Genomic DNA, 17,630 nt, shown 5'->3' on the forward strand with positions numbered 1-17,630 from the left:
TAGTGTGTTTATTTAACATTCCTAAAAACACTAAAATCACCATGACTTACCAAGTAGTGCCTCATTCTCTTTTTTCTGAATTTGATATCCATCTTTTCCGTGAAGGAAAACACTTTAAACTCTACGAAAAAATGGGTTCTCATAAAGTAGAAATAGACGGTAAAACAGGAATTTATTTTGCTGTTTGGGCGCCTAATGCTAAACAAGTTTCCGTAATTGGAGATTTCAATAATTGGGATTCTAGAGTTTCTGAACTTAAAATCCGTTGGGATGGTTCTGGGATTTGGGAAGGCTTTATAGAAGGCTTAGATTTTGGTGTGATTTACAAATATGGCATTCAAACATATAGCGGTGCCTATTTAGAAAAAGGCGATCCTTATGCTTTAAAGTGGCAACAAACCATTCAAGCTGCTTCTATTGTAGATACTACTTTCTACGAATGGAAAGACCAAGAATGGATGAAAAATCGCCATCAAAACAATTCTTTAGAATCTCCTATTTCGGTTTATGAAGTTCACTTGGCTTCTTGGATGAGAGGAACAGATGATCCTAATCGTTTTTTCACGTATAGAGAAATTGCAGAAAGACTAGTTCCTTATGTGAAGGAAATGAATTTTACACATGTAGAATTCATGCCTGTGATGGAATATCCTTTCGATCCAAGCTGGGGTTACCAAATTACAGGTTTCTACGCAGCGAGTTCTCGTTTTGGAACGCCACAAGATTTAATGTATTTAATAGAAGAATTACACAAAAATGAAATTGGCGTAATTCTCGATTGGGTTCCTTCTCATTTTCCGGGAGATGCCAATGGTTTGCATTATTTTGATGGAAGTTTCCTCTACGAACACGAAGACCCAAGAAAAGGATTCCACCCCGATTGGAAATCTCATATTTTCAACTACGGAAGAAACGAAGTAAAATCTTTCCTGATTTCTAATGCTTGTTTTTGGCTCGATAGATATCATGCAGATGGTTTACGTGTAGATGCAGTTCGTTCTATGCTAGAATTAGATTATTCTAGAGCAGATGGAGAATGGGAGCCAAATAAATATGGAGACAATAGAAATCTAGAAGCGATAGATTTCATCAAAGAGATGAATACAATTGTGTACAGAGAATTTCCAGATATACAAACGATTGCAGAAGACAGCAGTGATTTTCCTAAGGTTACCAAACCTATTTATGATGACGGATTAGGTTTCGGAATGAAATGGATGATGGGCTGGATGCATGATACTCTTGATTATTTCGAAGAAGATCCTATTGCTAGAAAATATCATCATCATAAACTGACTTTCAGTACTATGTACATGAATAATGAAAACTACATGTTGCCATTATCTCATGACGAAGTAGTACACGGAAAAAGCAGTTTGATTTTTAAAATGCAGGGTGACGAATGGCAGAAACATGCCAATTTGAGAGCATTGTACACGTATATGTACACGCATCCAGGTAATAAATTGCTTTTCATGGGTGGTGAATTCGGGCAAACTCACGAATGGGATTTTAGCCAAAGTTTAGATTGGCATCTTCTACAATATCCAATACATCAAGGATTGCAGAATTTTGTAAAAAATTTGAATACGGTTTTCAAATTCGAAAAAGCACTTTACGAAAATAATTTCAATCCATACGGTTTTGAATGGATTGAAGCAGATGATGCAGATAATTCTATCTATGTTTTTCTAAGAAAAGGAAAATCTGAAGATGAGGTGCTCATGTCTGTATTGAATCTTACTCCTAGAACTTTCGATTATAAAATTGGGATAGAAGAAGGAACAAAATGGAAAGTGATTCTCAATTCAGATGCTCCAGAATTTGGAGGAAGTGGAGTAGTTCCAGAAATCAAATGGTACGAAGAAACTCCATGGAATAATAAACTCAATTCTATGATTGTTACTTTGCCTCCGCTTTCAGGAATTATTTTAAAGCAAACGGAGAAAACTAAAAAGAACCAAGCAAAAAGCAAATAATAACTTATAATTTATAACTCATAACTCAAACTTAAGATGAAAGTCTTCCATTTAAGCGTAGAATGTTTTCCGGTAGCTAAAGTAGGCGGTTTAGCAGATGTAGTAGGTGCGCTTCCTAAATACCAAACTAAAATGGGAATTGATGCCAAAGTAGTAATGCCTTGGTATAATAAACCATTTGTAAACGAAAACGAATTCGAAGTAGTTTTTGATGGTTTTATTCATCAGATTCATCACATGTACCAAGTTTTGGTCATGAAAGAAAAACATAATGTTTTAGGATACGAATTGTATTTGGTGAAAATTCCTGGATTGCTAGATAGAGACCAAGTCTATGGTTATTTTGATGAAAGTCAACAGTTTATCGCGTTTCAGCATGCGGTTTTGCATTGGCTTTCTGCTATGGAAATTCGTCCAGATGTCTTGCATTGTCATGATTATCATACCGGTTTAGTTCCGTTTATGGTAGAGTATTGTCAGGATTTTGATTTTTTAAAAGGCGTAAAAACCATAGGAACCATTCATAATGGAGAATATCAAGGTACGATGGATTGGCAAATGTCTAATTATATGCCACGTTTTGACGCTTGGAAATGGGGACTGCTCGATTGGAACGGAAGAATTAATCCTTTGGCGACTATGATTAAGTGTTGTCATGAATTTACTGCAGTTTCTCAAGGTTATATGCATGAGTTGTTTGAAGATGCGCAAGGTTTGCAAGACTTAATCAGACAAGAACACAGAAAAGCACATGGAATAATCAATGGAATAGATACAGAAGTTTGGAATCCTATGACGGATATAATGCTCAACGATCATTATTCTAGAGAGAACTTTGAAGAAGGAAAAGAAAAAAATAAAAAATGGCTTTGTGAAGAATATGGTTTGAATCCAGAACTTCCGCTTTTTGCTTTTATTGGAAGATTTGCTGGCGAAAAAGGAGCAGATATGTTACCAGATATTGTAAGAAGAAGCATTTCTGAAACCGAAGGCGCTTTAAATATTCTCATTTTAGGTTCTGGAAATCCGCAAATAGAAAATACACTGAAACAACTTCAAGAGGAATTTCATGTGAATTTTGCGATGGATTTAGGATACAAAGAAGCTTTGTCACACAAGATTTACGCAGGTGCAGATTTCTTATTGATGCCTTCTCGAGTAGAACCTTGTGGATTGAATCAAATGTATGCCATGAGATACGGAACTATCCCAATTGTACGTTATACAGGTGGGTTAAAAGATACCGTAACAGACATTTCTTCAGGAGGTTATGGTTTAAATTATACTTTCCCAGGAACAGATGATGCTGTACATGCCATCAAAAGAGCGCTGTATTTATATGATGACAAAGAAGAAATGCAAAATTTACGAAAAACAATAATGAATTTGGACTTTTCTTGGCAGAAATCTGCTGAAAATTATGTAAATTTATATCGTAAAAAATGATTTATAAGAAGTTCTTTTTTTTAATAAATTTAATATTTTCAATTTTAGTATTTTCTCAAAAAATTACTGTTGCGAATTATTGTACCATAAAAAATGTTTCTTTAAATGATAGATTATCGAAATATTTGTGTATAAAATTTCTTCCTAATAATAAGTATGAAGAAATTTTTTCGATGGACGTTAGAATTATTATTTCAGGTGATTATAAATTGCAGAAAGATTTTCTTATTTTGAAGGAAAATGAAAAAGATAGTACAGTTTTTAAAATTGTAAAGATTGATAATTCAAAATTGATATTGAAAACTAATAAAAAAAGAATTGTACTTTATAGACAAAATTAAAATAAAACCACAAAATATATGAAACCAAGTGTTATATCTATTGTATTAGGAGGAGGTAGAGGTAGTAGATTATTTCCTCTTACAGATAAGCGTTCTAAGCCCGCAGTTCCCATCGCAGGGAAATACAGATTAGTAGACATTCCTATTTCTAATTGCCTTAATTCTGGCTTTAATAGAATTTTGGTGCTCACACAGTTTAATTCGGCATCGCTTAATTCTCATATCAAAAACACCTATCACTTTGATATTTTTAGCAAAGGTTTTGTAGATATTTTAGCAGCTGAACAAAGCACAGATAACGAAAATTGGTATCAAGGAACAGCAGACGCAGTAAGACAATCTATGCGTCATTTAGACAAATATGATTATGATTATATTCTCATTCTTTCTGGTGACCAATTGTACCAGATGGATTTCAAAGAAATGATAGATTTCCATATTGAAAATGGCGGAGACATCACCATTGCTACCATTCCTGTAAACAGTAAAGATGCTACTGGTTTTGGAATTTTAAAAGCCAATGACGAAAACCAAATCACTTCTTTCATAGAAAAACCATCTGCAGATTTATTGCCAGATTGGACTTCTGAAGTTTCTGATGATATGAAACAACAAGGTAGAGATTACCTCGCTTCTATGGGAATTTATGTCTTCAATAAAAAAGTTTTGAGAAAAATGTTTGAGGAAGACAAAGGAGATGACTTTGGCAAAGACCTCATTCCAAATGCAATCAATAACGGATATAATACGCTAAGTTACCAGTACGAAGGTTACTGGACAGATATAGGAACCATCGGTTCTTTCTTCGAAGCGAATATGGATTTAACCAATGAATTGCCAAAATTCAATATGTTTAGCAATTCACCTATTTATACAAGACCTAGAATGTTGCCACCTTCTAAAATCAATGGTTCTTTCGTAAATAAAGCCATTTTTGCAGACGGTTGTATTATCATGGCAGACAAAATAGAGCATTCACTCATTGGAAACAGAACCAGAATAGAAAAAGGTAGTACCGTCATTCGTTCTTATATCATGGGAGCAGATTACTATCAAAATACTGAAGACATGGCAGAAAATGATGCTAAAGGCATTCCAAACATTGGCGTAGGTAAATACTGTTACATAGAAAATGCTATTTTAGATAAAAATTGTCATATTGGGAATAACGTAAGAATTATCGGTAGCAAACATTTACCAGATGGAGATTTCAAAACGCATTCTATAAAAGACGGAATAATCGTGGTGAAAAAAGATGCCATCATAAAAGATGGAACAGTGATACCATAGAGTTTTTTTATTTTTAGGAAATCGGGCTTGTAATTTTTTTGCAAGCCCGATTTTTAATTCTAAATTTGCTCAACTAAAAATTAAACAAATGAAAAAAATCAAATTTTTATTCACCGTAATGGCTGTGTTCTTTATGAGCCAAGTTGTTTCTGCGCAAACCAGCGAATGGAAAGAAAAAACTGAATTTCATAAAGTGATGAGTCAAACATTTCATCCCGCGGAAGAAGGAAATTTTGCACCGATTAAAAGCAGAATAGATGAAATGGAAACCAAAGCAGTTGCTTTCAAAAACTCAGAAATTCCAGCAGATTTCGGTAATAAAGATGCCATTAAGAAATCTTTGAAAAAATTAGTAAAAGAAACGAAAGCTTTCAATAAAAAAATTAAGTCTGGAGCATCAGATGAAGCCCTTAAAAATGATTTTATGGCTCTTCATGATACATTTCACACGATTGTAGGTCTTTGCAAAGCAGAAGACGAGCACGAACATTAATCTATAATTATATGTAATGAGTAGTCTGCAAAAGATACAATTTGCTGATTACTCATTATTTTTTAACCTATATTATGCGTTGGTATAAATTTGTAATTTACATAAGTATCTTTTTGTTTTCGGTGTATGCCGTTTCTATGCTTTTTGTAGAAGAAAGCAAAAGTTTTACCATAGAAAAAGAAATTAATTATCCTATTGATAAGGTTTTTCCTCAGTTCAATAATTTGCAGAATTTCACGCAATGGAATGAATTTTTTGTTTCAAAAGAAGATTACACTTTCGCATATTATACACCTTATGAAGGACAAGGTTCTTCTTTGAATTATCAGAATAAGAAAAATGAATCTGATTATGGAGATTTTTTCATTCGTTATGAGAATCCTTTTTCTACGCTAAAATATCAATTGTTCGAAGGGAAAAACGTTAATCCATACAGTATTAATGTAAAATTTGTTCCACAAGGAAATAAAACCAAAGTCATTTGGTTTGTTCATACGCCTAGATTGCCATTTTTGAAACGTTCGCTTAATCTGCTTTCAGAAGATTTTGTAGCGGGAAATATAGACCAATCTATGGTAAATCTATCTCAACTCTTGAGTGGAAAAGTAGACAAAGAAATCTTACTTTCTAAAATTAAATATGATACACTCATGGTCGAAAAACAAAACGGTCAATTGCTTTTGGGAATCAATGTTTCGAGTGTGAATAAAAAAGGAGATTTAATTAAAAATATAGAACTGAATCACAATAAAGTCATCAGTTTGGTAACCAAAGATTTAGGTAAAAAGGAAGATGAATTTGGAGTTCCTGTTTTAATTACAGAGCCAGGAAGTTATAAAGACAAAGAGGTTTCTTATTTCTATGGAGTTCCCGTGAAAAAAAGAGAAGGACTTTCTGATAATAATTTCAATTTCCGCACTTTGAATGCTTCGGAAAACTATTACATGTATTACAAAGGGAGATATGAAAATAGAATAAAAGTGATTGCTCAACTCCTGCAAAAAGCTCAAAAAGACAGCATGAGAAATGGTCAGTTACAAGAAACTTTCATAGAAGCTCCGAATGCCAAAAAAGAAGTGACCATAAAAATTTCTTTGCCGGTTTATAGATAGTTCAAAATTCTCATTTTTAACTACTTTTTAACAAATTTTAATTTTATTTAACGATTTTTTAGATTGCATAGATTTTTATTATGTAAGCTATACCTTTTTACCATCTTTTTAAGTTCCTCAATTCGCTTTTTTTTAGTAATTTTGCCTGAACTATACTTCTAACAAAGAAAAAGGCGGAAAATGGACAGATTTTCATTTCTAAATGCAGCACACTCTCAATTTATTGAAGATTTATATCAGCAATATTTAAAGTACCCAGATTCTATAGAACCTTCGTGGAAATCATTTTTCCAAGGTTTTGATTTTGCACTAGCAAATTATAGTGATGATGAGGTTTCTATTACCCAATTAACTTCTAATGTAGTCGCTACTGGGAATATTCCAGAAAACATTGAAAAAGAATTCAAGGTAATCAATTTAATTAATGATTACAAAAGACGTGGTCACTTGTTTACCAAGACCAATCCAGTACGTGAACGTAGAACGTATTCTCCAGATTTATCGATAGAGAATTTTGGTTTATCTCCAGCAGATTTACAGACCAAATTTAATTCTGCTAAAGAAGCTGGACTAAATGGTGCAGCTACACTTCAAGATATCATCAATCATCTAGAAAAAGTTTATTGTGATTCTATCGGGGTAGAATATATGCACATTCAGAGTGTTGAAGAGAAAAAATTCATCAGAGAATGGATTAATGTGAATGAAAATCACCCAACTCTTTCTGCAGCTGAGAAAAAAGAGATTTTACATAAACTAAATCAGGCAGTAGCTTTCGAAAACTACTTGCACACGAAATTCGTAGGTCAAAAACGTTTCTCTCTAGAAGGTGGGGAATCATTAATTCCTGCGCTTGACCAATTAATTTCTCGTTCTTCTCTTCATGGAGTAGATGAGGTAATTCTTGGGATGGCTCACAGAGGTAGATTAAATGTTTTAACCAATATTTTCCAAAAATCTTACAAGCAGATTTTCTCAGAATTTGAAGGAAAAGAATTTGAAGAAGATGTATTCTCTGGTGACGTAAAATATCACTTGGGTTCATCTAAAAAAATAACTACAGCAGCTGGTGAAGAAGTAAGAATTAACTTAGTTCCTAATCCGTCTCACTTAGAAACCGTAGCTTCTTTGGTTGGCGGAATTTCTAGAGCTAAAATAGACCACACTTACCAAGGAAATGCTAAAAAAGTCTTGCCAATTGTTATCCATGGTGATGCTGCAATCGCAGGACAAGGAATTGTGTACGAAGTAGCACAAATGATGACGCTAGAAGGTTACAAAACGGGTGGTACAGTTCACATTGTAGTGAATAACCAAGTTGGTTTTACCACCAATTATTTAGATGCTCGTTCTTCTATTTACTGTACCGATATTGCTAAAGTGACTGATTCTCCAGTAATGCATGTAAATGCAGATGATGTAGAAGCAGTAGTTCACGCTATTAGATTTGCAGCAGATTACAGAGCACAGTTTGGTAAAGATGTATACATAGATTTATTAGGGTACAGAAAATATGGTCATAATGAAGGAGATGAACCAAGATTTACCCAACCTAGTTTATATAAATCTATTTCTAAACACCCTAATCCAAGAGAAATTTACAAGAAAAAACTTGTAGAAGAAGGAGTGGTTTCAGATGCTGTAATGTCTGAAATGGAAAAAGAATTTAAAAATTTACTAGACCAAAACTTTGATGAAGCTAAGGAAATCGAAAGAAATACCATGGCGATTTTCATGGAAGATGACTGGAAAAATTATGCTTCACTAGGAAAACTTCAGCAAGTTTTAGAAAATTATAATACTACTTATGATGTAGAAAAGCTAAGAGAATTAGCCGTTAAAATTTCTACATTACCAGCAGATAAAAAATTCATCAATAAAATTTCTAGATTATTCGAAGCCAGAGTGAAAATGGTAGAAAATAATGCTCTAGATTGGGCAATGGGTGAATTATTAGCTTACGGAACACTTCTTACTGAAGGCAGCACCATTAGAATTTCTGGGGAAGACGTAGAAAGAGGTACTTTCTCTCATAGACATGCAGTGGTAAAAACAGAAGATAATGAAGAAGAATACGTTCCATTAAAACAAGTTTCTGATAACAAATTTGATATTTACAACTCTCACCTTTCTGAATACGGTGTTTTAGGTTTTGACTACGGTTATGCGATGGCCTCTCCTAATACTTTGACGATTTGGGAAGCGCAGTTCGGAGATTTTGTAAATGGTGCTCAAATTGTTATTGACCAATATTTAGTTGCAGCAGAAGAAAAATGGAAAATTCAGAACGGTTTGGTAATGCTTTTACCTCACGGTTTCGAAGGACAAGGTGCAGAACACTCTTCGGCAAGATTAGAAAGATTCCTCAACTTATGTGCAAACGGAAACATTATTGTAGTGAATTGTACTACACCTGCCAATTATTTCCACTTGTTAAGACGCCAACAAAAATTCCCGTTCAGAAAACCGTTAGTGGTAATGACGCCTAAATCATTGCTTCGTCATCCAAGAGTAATTTCTACGGTTGAAGAATTAGCAAACGGAAGTTTCCAACCGGTAATTGATGATGCTACAGCTCAACCAGAAAAAGTAGAAAAATTAGTGTTCTGCTCTGGTAAATTGTACTATGAATTATTGGCGAAGAAAGAAGAATTAAATGATGACAAAGTTGCTTTGGTAAGAATTGAACAATTATATCCATTGAATCCAGAAATTATTCAAGGTATTTTCGATAAATATTCTAACAGAAAAGAATTTGTTTGGGCACAAGAAGAGCCAGAAAATATGGGAGCTTGGACGTATATGTTGCGTAATTTCCGTAACGAAAACATTCAAGTGATCGCTCCTGTTGCAAGTGGAACTCCAGCTCCAGGAACTCATAAGAAATTTGAGAAAAACCAAAAAGGAGTTATCAATAGAGTTTTCGGAGTAGCAGAAGAAAATGTAGATTTGGTAAGACCTATTACCACGGTAAATGACTAAATCATGAAAAAAATTATTTACATCTTATTATTGAGTTGGTCCATCGTTACTTTTGCACAATCAAATGTAAAAGTAATAGAAAATCAGTTCTTAGATTATAATCAATTGATTGTAAAAAAAGATTTTTCTAAAGCATTAGACCAATATGCTCATGAAGGATTTTTGAAATTTGTACCAAAAGAAACCATGGTGCTTATTTTTGATAAGATGTTTAATGATCCTAACATGAAATTTTCATTGGAAGTTCCTACCATTTTAAAAGTGGAAGAATATCCTCAGAAAATACAAAATGTATCTTATGCTAAAATTTTTTACTCTCAAAAAATGAGTGTAGAATTAGCAGATGTGGTAAATGCAAAAGATGCCGAAGAAAAACAAAAGAATATCAATCTTTATTTAGGTGCTTTTAAATCACAATTTGGTGATGGAAATGTAGTTTTCAACGAAAAAAACAATCAATTTGAGGTTATGTCATACAAAATGGCAGTTGCCAACTCTAATGAAGGTAAAAATTGGAAATTTACAGTAGCCGAAAAACAACAAGTAGAACTCTTAAAACAATTTCTTCCAGAAGAAATACTCACTGATTTAAAATAAAAAAATACATACAATGTCAATACTAGAAATGAAAGTTCCTTCTCCAGGAGAATCAATCACAGAAGTAGAAATAGCAACTTGGTTGGTAAAAGACGGAGATTATGTAGAAAAAGATCAAGCAATTGCTGAAGTAGATTCAGATAAAGCTACACTAGAACTTCCAGCAGAACAAGCAGGGATTATCAGCCTAAAAGCGGAAGAAGGAGAAGTAGTAAAAGTTGGTCAAGTCGTTTGTTTAATTGATATGAGCGGAGCTAAACCAGAAGGTGCAGCTGCACCAGTTGCAGAAGTTCCAAAAGCTGAAGAAGCTCCAAAAGTAGAGGCTCCAAAACCTGCTGCTGCTCCAGCTGCTACTTATGCTACCAATTCGCCATCTCCAGCTGCTAAAAAAATTCTTGACGAAAAAGGAATTGATGCTGCTGCAGTTTCAGGAACAGGTAGAGACGGAAGAATTACCAAGGAAGATGCGCTTAATGCAACTCCTGGTGTTCCAGCAATGGGTGTTTCTTCGGGTAACAGAGCTCAAACCACTACTAAACTTTCAGTTTTAAGAAGAAAATTGGCGGCAAGATTGGTTTCTGTGAAAAACGAAACAGCAATGTTAACGACTTTCAATGAAGTTGACATGTCAGAAATTTTCAGAATCAGAAAACAATACAAAGAAGAATTCGCTGCAAAACACGGAGTAGGTCTTGGATTTATGTCTTTCTTTACAAAAGCGGTAACCAGAGCTTTACAGATGTATCCAGATGTAAACGCAATGATTGATGGAGATTATAAAATCAACAACGAATTCTGTGACATTTCTATCGCGGTTTCTGGTCCTAAAGGTTTAATGGTTCCTGTATTAAGAAATGCAGAAAACCTTACTTTAAGAGGAGTAGAAGCTAGCATTAAAGAACTAGCAACCAAAGTAAGAGACGGTAAAATTACCATCGAAGAAATGACAGGCGGTACATTTACCATTACCAATGGTGGTGTTTTCGGTTCTATGCTTTCTACACCTATTATCAATCCACCTCAATCTGCAATTTTAGGAATGCACAACATTATTGAAAGACCAGTTGCGATAAATGGCAAAGTAGAAATCAGACCAATGATGTATTTAGCAGTTTCTTATGACCACAGAATTATTGATGGTAGAGAATCTGTAGGTTTCTTAGTTGCGGTAAAAGAAGCGCTAGACAATCCAGTAGAAATTCTAATGGGTGGCGACGAAAGAAAAGCGCTAGAACTTTAATTTCTTAGAAAATAAAGTCATAAATTTTAAGTATTTATGAAATAAATAACTCCCGCTGATTTTTCGGCGGGATTTTTGTTATCTTTATTTCATCATAAAATTTTAAAAATGTATTCTTCAATTACTCAAAACATCAAAGTTTCTGTAATCCCAGAATATGATGTGAAAAATTCCTTTCCTGCAGACAATCGTTTTGTTTTCAGATACAATATCGTCATAGAAAATCTAGGAAATGATGCAGTAAAACTCATGAAAAGAAGATGGCTGATTTATGATGTAAGTTTTGGTTTTACAGAAGTAATGGGAGATGGCGTAATCGGTATGACTCCAGAATTACAACCAGGAGAGTCTTTCAGCTACTTTTCTAATGTAATTTTACGCTCTGGAGTAGGAAATATGCAGGGAAACTACATTTTTAAAAATTTAGAAACTTTAGAAACTTTTGAGTCTGATATTCCTAAATTTAATTTGGTTTCAGAAGTCCTTTGCAATTAGTTTTAAAATAAAAATTCAAGTGAAGAAGTCGGAGCTGTTGTTCTGACTTTTTTATTTTAGAAATTATAAAACTTTCAAATTTTTGCTAAAAAGCGCTGATAATTCATCATTTTCGGTAATCAGAAGTCTTTCAAAAGCCAATAAAGAAAGCTTCGCACAAACTTCTGCATCAGCTCCAGCTCTGTGATGCGTAAATTGTATATCATGACAATTGGCGAGGTTTTTTAAACCATAGCTTGTCAAATTTTTCCAAGATTTTTTGGCAATCTGTATGCTGCAGAGATATTCTGTTTTAGGCTTGAAAATACCATAATAATCAAGGCAACTGCGCAAAACTCCTGCGTCAAAAGAAGCATTGTGAGCTATCATAAGATTTCCGTAGAGCAAATCTTCTATTTCGTACCAAATTTCGTCAAAAGTAGGAGCGTGAGCTACATCTTTTGGATGAATCCCATGAACATTGATGTTGTGTGGATTGAAATAAGGGAAACTCGGCGGTTTAATGAGCCAAGTTTTGGTTTCTACAATTTCAGAATTTTCTACCACGCAGATTCCCAATTCACACGCAGAGTTTCTCTCGTGAGTAGCCGTTTCGAAATCTAATGCAACAAAATTCATTTTTTAATAGTTTAAAATTCTAGAAATAATTTGATGATAAAATAATCTTCCACCCAACATCCATCATCCATCAACCATCAATTATAAAAAATGCTTAAAAATCAACCATTTAGTTTGGTAATAGTCTTTAATTTGATGTTTGCTTCTTAATTTTAGACTTTCGGCAAACATTCCATAAAAACCAAAATGTGCTTTAAGTACCGCAATTAAGTGAGGAAATCCATCTTTCATTCCGAAATAAATTCCTGCAATTCCGTCTAAAACCAATCTTAATGGAATAATCCAAAAAAGACTAGAAGTAGGCAAATTTTTAAGAAGCATGGTCAAATTGTTTCTAAAATTAAGAAACGTTTTTTGTGGAGATTGCTTGTTAAGTGTTCCACCACCAACATGAAAAACGGTAGATTTTCCGCAATAATAAATTTTTCTTCCCGCATTTTTGAGACGCCAACATAAGTCTATTTCTTCTTGATGGGCAAAAAATCTTTCGTCAAAACCTTTCATCTTCCAGAAATCCTCTCTTCTGATGAATAATGCACAACCAGTTGCCCAAAAAATTTCTGTTTCATCATCATATTGTCCCAAATCTTCTTCTATCGTTTCGAAAACTCTTCCTCTACAATACGGATAACCAAGATGATCAATCATTCCACCAGCTGCACCTGCAAATTCAAAATATTTAGAATTTTTAAAAGCCCTAATTTTAGGTTGAATAGCAGCAATATCAGGATTTTTCTCAAAAAGTTCTAGAATGGGTGTAATCCAATTTTCGGTCACTTCTACATCAGAATTTAGCAAACAATAGATTTCTTCATTTATATGTTGTAAACCTTCGTTGTAACCACCTGCAAAACCAGAGTTTTTAGCATTGATGATGATTTTTACCGTTGGGAAATATTTTTCTACAAAAGCAACGGAATCATCTGTAGAAGCGTTGTCTATTACATAAACCGTAGCTTCGTCAGAATATTCTAACACATTGGGTAAGAATTTTTCTAACCATTTTTTTCCGTTCCAGTTGAGTATTGCAATTGCTAAGGTTGGCATCATCATTTATTCGTCATAATGTTTTATAGCATCTTTGTACTTCCATCTTTTGTGGCTCCAAAGCCAGTTATCAGGATTTTTATTGATGGTTTTTTCTAAATTTTTATGAAATTTTTTCACCACTTCGTATGGTTCAAATTTATCGTTGTCTGGTAAAATTTCGTGATAAGTAACCTTGTAATGTCCTCTTTTTACTTTTTCCATTTCGCAATAGACAAAAGTTACATTCATTCTGCTAGAAAGTCTGTCGTAGCCGATAAAAGCAGGTGTTTTTTGATTTAGAAATTTCAATCCGAAATTTACCATAGAAATATGTGGCGTTTGGTCTGCTACAAACATGTAGGCAGAATTTCCGTCGTTAGGATTTCTAAGAATATGTTTCATTACATCATCCGCTTCTAGAGCTTCATTACCATATCTGCTTCTAATTTTTCTAATTTTTTCTTCCCAAAAAGGATTTTGCATTTTTCTGTAAATAGGGAAGCATTTTTCTTGAGGAATAATTGTTGCCAAAGAATTAAACCATTCCCAATTGAAAACATGACCAGAAAGCATCATCACATTTTTTTGTTTTTTTTGAGATTCAGAAAAAACTTCTAAGTTTATATGTTGAACTCTTTGGTGTAAAGATTCATCAGAAATTGTAAAAGCTTTGAGGGTTTCTACAATATAATCTGAAAAATTATGATAGAATTTTTTCGAGATTTTCTTTATTTCTTCGTCAGATTTTTCTGGGAAAGAATTTTTTATATTTTCAAAGACTACTTTTTTTCTGTATCCTGCAATGTAATATAGGATAAAGAATATAAAATCTGACAAAACATATAAGATTTTTAAAGGTAGTTTAGAAAAAAGTAAAACTATTTGGAATAATATTTGGTTCACAATTCAAAATTAATTTGCAAATTTACAAAATCATTAAACGTAATTGTATAAAAATGTAAGATATGAAAAGAATTGTGATGAATTTAGCTTTTGTAGGATTGCTTTTGCCGGCATTTTCTTTGGCACAAACTACTGCTGAAGCAGAAGCTGCAAAAATTGAAGCTAAAAAGAAAGCGGAAGAAGAAAAAGCTGCGTTGCCAAAACCTTACAACGAAACCGAAAATGCAGAAGCTAAAATTGCAGAATTGGTAAAAAAAGCCAAAAAAGAGAATAAAAACATCATGCTACAAGCAGGAGGAAACTGGTGTATTTGGTGTTTGAGATTTAATAATTTCGTGCAAACTACCCCAGAATTAAAGAATCTGGTAGACGAAAACTACATTTATTATCACCTCAATTATTCTCCGAAAAATAAAAACGAGAAGATTTTTGCACAATACGGAAATCCAGGTGAGAAATATGGCTATCCTGTTTTTATTGTTTTGGATAAAACGGGTAAAATGATTCACACGCAAGATTCTGCGGTTTTGGAAGAAGGAAAAAGCTACAGCTTAGACAAAGTAAAAGCATTCTTCGAAGCTTGGAAACCTAAAAAATAATAAAAAAGAGTTGAAATTTTTCAACTCTTTTTATTTGTAAATTCTTACAATAACTTTTTCAAAATATTGAGTTTAGCATCAGAATAAGGAGGGTATTTCAATTCTGGCTCCAAATAATTAGATTTTTTGAGGATTGCTTTTTGGTGAGAAAATGCAATAAACCCAAATTTTCCATGATAATGCCCGATTCCAGAATTTCCTACACCTCCAAAAGGAAGTCTGTCATTGCTCAAATGCATCAAAGTATCATTGATGCAGCCGCCTCCAAAACTCAATTTCTCGGTGAAAAGTTCTTGTTCTTTAGCATCATTGCTGAATAAATAAGCGGAAAGCGGTTTTTCACCTTCCACTACGGTTTGCATGGCAGTTTCTAGATTTTTATACGTCAAAATCGGTAAAATCGGTCCGAAAATTTCTTCTTGCATTACTGCATCATCCCAAGTTACGTGGTCTAAAACAGTAGGAGAGATGTATCTTTTTTCACGAATGGTTTCGCCTCCGAAAACCACTTTTTCGCGGTCAATCATCTTTTCTAATCGGTCAAAATTCCTCTCGTTGATGATTTTACAATAATGGTCTACGTTATCAGTATAGTTTCTTTTTTTGATTTCTTCGATCAGAACTTTTAAAAATTTTGCTTTAATATTTTCTGCAACATACAGATAATCAGGCGCTACGCAAGTTTGTCCCGCATTGATGAATTTTCCCCAAACAATTCTTCTTGCTGCAATGTTTAAATCAGCTTTTTCGGTCACAAAAGCTGGAGATTTTCCGCCCAATTCTAAAGTTACTGGCGTTAAATGTTCTGCAGCAGCTTTGTAAACGATTTTTCCAACTCGCGGACTTCCCGTGAAAAATATTTTGTCAAATCTTAGTTTTAAAATCGCTGTGGTTTCTTCTACACTACCTTCTACCACATATAAAAATTGAGCATCAAAATTTTCATTGATGAGTTTTGCCATGGCTTTCATCGTGTTTTCAGGAAGTTCGCTGGGTTTAATCATACAAGTGTTTCCAGCAGCAATTGCTGCAATAACTGGTGTTAAAGTCAATTGATAAGGATAATTCCATGCACCGATAACTAAACAGTTTCCAAGCGGTTCAAACACGATTTTGCTGCTTCCCAATTGGTTCACAATATTGGTAAGAACATTTTTGGGCTTGGCAAAAGATTTTAAATTTTTTAAGTAATAGTCGATGTCTTTATAAATAAAAGAAATTTCGGTTCCGAAAGTTTCAAATTCAGACTTGCCGAAATCTTGATAAATGGCATCATACAGTAATTTTTCATTGCTTTTTACTACTTTTTTCAGTTTTTGCAATTGTGCTTTTCTGAAATCTAAATCTTTGGTAGCTTGACTGTTAAAAAAAGTTTTCTGTTGTTGTAAAATATCAGCGTAATTCATTATTTTAGACATTGATTTTCACAAAGATAAAATAAACTGTAGATTTTTGATGCAATATTTTCTCGGTTTTCAAAAGACTTTATGTGAGAGATAATAGTTTTTAGAATTTTAAAGAAAACGAATGCTTTTCTGAAGTATCTTATCCCTTTGAATAAAAGAAAAATTAATTGATATGGATTTTAAAAATAAAAAAGTACTGATTACGGGTGGTTGCTCTGGAATTGGTAAAATCATGGCAAGAAAATCTTTGGAAAGAGGAGCCTCTAATTTGATTATTTGGGATATTAATGAAGAAGGTTTAGCCAAAACCAAAGAAGAATTTGCAAAATTTGGGAAAGAAATTTCTACGTATAAAGTAGATGTTTCTAACTTAGATGAAATCAAAATCGCTGCACAAAGAGTAAGAACAGAAGTGGGAAAAGTTGATATTCTCATTAACAATGCTGGAATTGTAGTAGGGAAATATTTCCATGAACACACCCACGAACAAATTCAGAAATCTCTATTAATTAATACGAATGCTTTAATGCACATTGCACTAGAATTTTTACCAGAAATGATGAAAGAAAACTCTGGAGCCATTTGTAATATCGCATCTTCAGCAGGATTGATTTCTAATCCTAAAATGTCTGTTTACGCAGCTTCGAAATGGGCAGTAAACGGTTGGAGTGATTCTTTACGATTAGAAATGCAACAACTAGGCAAGAATATTTCTGTTACTACAATTATGCCTTTTTACATCAACACAGGAATGTTTGACGGAGTGAAATCTAAATTACTTCCGATTCTAGAACCAGAACCAACTTCAGAAAGAATTATCAAAGCTATAGAAAAAGGAACTAAGATATTGGCAATGCCACTTCCTTATTGGTTTATCCGTTTTTCACAAGGAATTTTACCGATTCCAGCCTTCGATTGGGTGATGAAAAATGTCTTTGGAATTTATGATACCATGAAGGATTTTACGGGTAGAAAATAAATATGAAACGCAGGAAAAATTTCCTGCGTTTTTTTGTTAAAAGTTAATTAAATGTTAATTTTCTTTAAATAAATTGGTGCCAAAAGCATTATTATTGTATTTTTGGGCATCTAAAAAAAGT

At 33.4% G+C, this 17,630-nt stretch carries 16 protein-coding genes; 12 read left to right on the top strand and 4 right to left on the bottom strand.

Features of this window, described 5'->3' with window-relative positions; all coding sequences use genetic code 11:
- Positions 1-41: 41 nt before the first annotated feature.
- The 10 genes from glgB (at position 42) to apaG (ending at position 11,975) form a co-directional block, all read left to right on the top strand.
- Positions 42-1,979 (top strand): 1,4-alpha-glucan branching protein GlgB, encoded by a 1,938-nt coding sequence (gene glgB, locus EB819_RS02790; protein WP_069797357.1) that lies wholly within the window; start codon positions 42-44, stop codon positions 1,977-1,979.
- A 36-nt stretch (positions 1,980-2,015) separates the two neighbouring features.
- Positions 2,016-3,425, top strand: coding sequence for a glycogen synthase (locus EB819_RS02795; RefSeq protein ID WP_069797337.1), 1,410 nt, complete (start codon positions 2,016-2,018; stop codon positions 3,423-3,425).
- Positions 3,422-3,766 carry a hypothetical protein gene (locus EB819_RS02800; protein ID WP_069797335.1) on the top strand — a complete coding sequence of 115 codons (345 nt, stop codon included), beginning with the start codon at positions 3,422-3,424 and terminating at the stop codon, positions 3,764-3,766. The genes EB819_RS02795 and EB819_RS02800 overlap by 4 nt, the downstream gene beginning before the upstream one ends.
- 18 nt (positions 3,767-3,784) lie before the next feature.
- The gene (locus tag EB819_RS02805; protein WP_069797333.1) at positions 3,785-5,056 is read left to right on the top strand and encodes a glucose-1-phosphate adenylyltransferase; all 1,272 of its coding nucleotides are present in this window, start codon (positions 3,785-3,787) and stop codon (positions 5,054-5,056) included.
- Between the two features lie 88 nt (positions 5,057-5,144).
- Positions 5,145-5,549 carry a hypothetical protein gene (locus tag EB819_RS02810; RefSeq protein ID WP_069797331.1) on the top strand — a complete coding sequence of 135 codons (405 nt, stop codon included), beginning with the start codon at positions 5,145-5,147 and terminating at the stop codon, positions 5,547-5,549.
- A gap of 74 nt (positions 5,550-5,623) precedes the next feature.
- The gene (locus tag EB819_RS02815; RefSeq protein ID WP_069797329.1) at positions 5,624-6,661 is read left to right on the top strand and encodes an SRPBCC family protein; all 1,038 of its coding nucleotides are present in this window, start codon (positions 5,624-5,626) and stop codon (positions 6,659-6,661) included.
- 180 nt (positions 6,662-6,841) lie between these two features.
- The gene (locus EB819_RS02820) at positions 6,842-9,643 is read left to right on the top strand and encodes a 2-oxoglutarate dehydrogenase E1 component (RefSeq protein ID WP_069797327.1); all 2,802 of its coding nucleotides are present in this window, start codon (positions 6,842-6,844) and stop codon (positions 9,641-9,643) included.
- Between the two features lie 3 nt (positions 9,644-9,646).
- Positions 9,647-10,240 (top strand): hypothetical protein, encoded by a 594-nt coding sequence (locus tag EB819_RS02825; protein ID WP_069797325.1) that lies wholly within the window; start codon positions 9,647-9,649, stop codon positions 10,238-10,240.
- Between the two features lie 13 nt (positions 10,241-10,253).
- Complete coding sequence (odhB, locus tag EB819_RS02830; RefSeq protein ID WP_069797322.1) at positions 10,254-11,480, top strand: 2-oxoglutarate dehydrogenase complex dihydrolipoyllysine-residue succinyltransferase; 1,227 nt, start codon at positions 10,254-10,256, stop codon at positions 11,478-11,480.
- Positions 11,481-11,588: 108 nt separating this feature from the next.
- Positions 11,589-11,975 (top strand): Co2+/Mg2+ efflux facilitator ApaG/CorD, encoded by a 387-nt coding sequence (gene apaG, locus EB819_RS02835; protein ID WP_069797320.1) that lies wholly within the window; start codon positions 11,589-11,591, stop codon positions 11,973-11,975.
- A 63-nt stretch (positions 11,976-12,038) separates the two neighbouring features.
- Here apaG and EB819_RS02840 read toward each other — a convergent pair whose 3' ends face one another.
- The 3 genes from EB819_RS02840 to EB819_RS02850 all read right to left on the bottom strand — a co-directional run bounded on the left by EB819_RS02840 (position 12,039) and on the right by EB819_RS02850 (position 14,528).
- Positions 12,039-12,593: a 3'-5' exonuclease gene (locus EB819_RS02840; RefSeq protein ID WP_069797318.1), complete on the bottom strand. Its 555-nt coding sequence runs from the start codon at positions 12,591-12,593 to the stop codon at positions 12,039-12,041.
- A gap of 81 nt (positions 12,594-12,674) precedes the next feature.
- Positions 12,675-13,643, bottom strand: a complete 969-nt coding sequence (locus tag EB819_RS02845) for a glycosyltransferase family 2 protein (protein WP_394337971.1) — start codon at positions 13,641-13,643, stop codon at positions 12,675-12,677.
- 3 nt (positions 13,644-13,646) lie between these two features.
- A complete protein-coding gene (locus EB819_RS02850; RefSeq protein ID WP_069797316.1) occupies positions 13,647-14,528 on the bottom strand; it encodes a lysophospholipid acyltransferase family protein in 882 nt (293 codons plus the stop codon).
- 59 nt (positions 14,529-14,587) lie between these two features.
- Between EB819_RS02850 and EB819_RS02855 the strand changes: the two genes are divergently transcribed.
- A complete protein-coding gene (locus tag EB819_RS02855; RefSeq protein ID WP_069797315.1) occupies positions 14,588-15,124 on the top strand; it encodes a thioredoxin family protein in 537 nt (178 codons plus the stop codon).
- A gap of 44 nt (positions 15,125-15,168) precedes the next feature.
- On the opposite strand, the gene EB819_RS02860 is transcribed toward EB819_RS02855, so the two are convergent.
- The gene (locus EB819_RS02860; RefSeq protein WP_069797313.1) at positions 15,169-16,530 is read right to left on the bottom strand and encodes an aldehyde dehydrogenase; all 1,362 of its coding nucleotides are present in this window, start codon (positions 16,528-16,530) and stop codon (positions 15,169-15,171) included.
- 172 nt (positions 16,531-16,702) lie between these two features.
- On the opposite strand from EB819_RS02860, the gene EB819_RS02865 reads away from it, so the two are divergent.
- On the top strand, positions 16,703-17,509 hold the full coding sequence (locus EB819_RS02865; RefSeq protein WP_069797311.1) for an SDR family oxidoreductase: 807 nt from the start codon (positions 16,703-16,705) through the stop codon (positions 17,507-17,509).
- Positions 17,510-17,630: the final 121 nt, after the last annotated feature.

Origin of the sequence: Cloacibacterium normanense (assembly GCF_003860565.1) — a bacterium.
In the GTDB taxonomy this organism is placed as follows: domain Bacteria; phylum Bacteroidota; class Bacteroidia; order Flavobacteriales; family Weeksellaceae; genus Cloacibacterium; species Cloacibacterium normanense.

What these genes read in the sequence shown, in the direction of transcription:
- glgB (WP_069797357.1), top strand. Translation starts at nt 42, where the DNA reads ATGACTTACCAAGTAGTGCCTCATTCTCTTTTTTCTGAATTTGATATC.
- EB819_RS02795 (WP_069797337.1), top strand. Translation starts at nt 2,016, where the DNA reads ATGAAAGTCTTCCATTTAAGCGTAGAATGTTTTCCGGTAGCTAAAGTA.
- EB819_RS02800 (WP_069797335.1), top strand. Translation starts at nt 3,422, where the DNA reads ATGATTTATAAGAAGTTCTTTTTTTTAATAAATTTAATATTTTCAATT.
- EB819_RS02805 (WP_069797333.1), top strand. Translation starts at nt 3,785, where the DNA reads ATGAAACCAAGTGTTATATCTATTGTATTAGGAGGAGGTAGAGGTAGT.
- EB819_RS02810 (WP_069797331.1), top strand. Translation starts at nt 5,145, where the DNA reads ATGAAAAAAATCAAATTTTTATTCACCGTAATGGCTGTGTTCTTTATG.
- EB819_RS02815 (WP_069797329.1), top strand. Translation starts at nt 5,624, where the DNA reads ATGCGTTGGTATAAATTTGTAATTTACATAAGTATCTTTTTGTTTTCG.
- EB819_RS02820 (WP_069797327.1), top strand. Translation starts at nt 6,842, where the DNA reads ATGGACAGATTTTCATTTCTAAATGCAGCACACTCTCAATTTATTGAA.
- EB819_RS02825 (WP_069797325.1), top strand. Translation starts at nt 9,647, where the DNA reads ATGAAAAAAATTATTTACATCTTATTATTGAGTTGGTCCATCGTTACT.
- odhB (WP_069797322.1), top strand. Translation starts at nt 10,254, where the DNA reads ATGTCAATACTAGAAATGAAAGTTCCTTCTCCAGGAGAATCAATCACA.
- apaG (WP_069797320.1), top strand. Translation starts at nt 11,589, where the DNA reads ATGTATTCTTCAATTACTCAAAACATCAAAGTTTCTGTAATCCCAGAA.
- EB819_RS02840 (WP_069797318.1), bottom strand. Translation starts at nt 12,593, where the DNA reads ATGAATTTTGTTGCATTAGATTTCGAAACGGCTACTCACGAGAGAAAC.
- EB819_RS02845 (WP_394337971.1), bottom strand. Translation starts at nt 13,643, where the DNA reads ATGATGCCAACCTTAGCAATTGCAATACTCAACTGGAACGGAAAAAAA.
- EB819_RS02855 (WP_069797315.1), top strand. Translation starts at nt 14,588, where the DNA reads ATGAAAAGAATTGTGATGAATTTAGCTTTTGTAGGATTGCTTTTGCCG.
- EB819_RS02860 (WP_069797313.1), bottom strand. Translation starts at nt 16,530, where the DNA reads ATGAATTACGCTGATATTTTACAACAACAGAAAACTTTTTTTAACAGT.
- EB819_RS02865 (WP_069797311.1), top strand. Translation starts at nt 16,703, where the DNA reads ATGGATTTTAAAAATAAAAAAGTACTGATTACGGGTGGTTGCTCTGGA.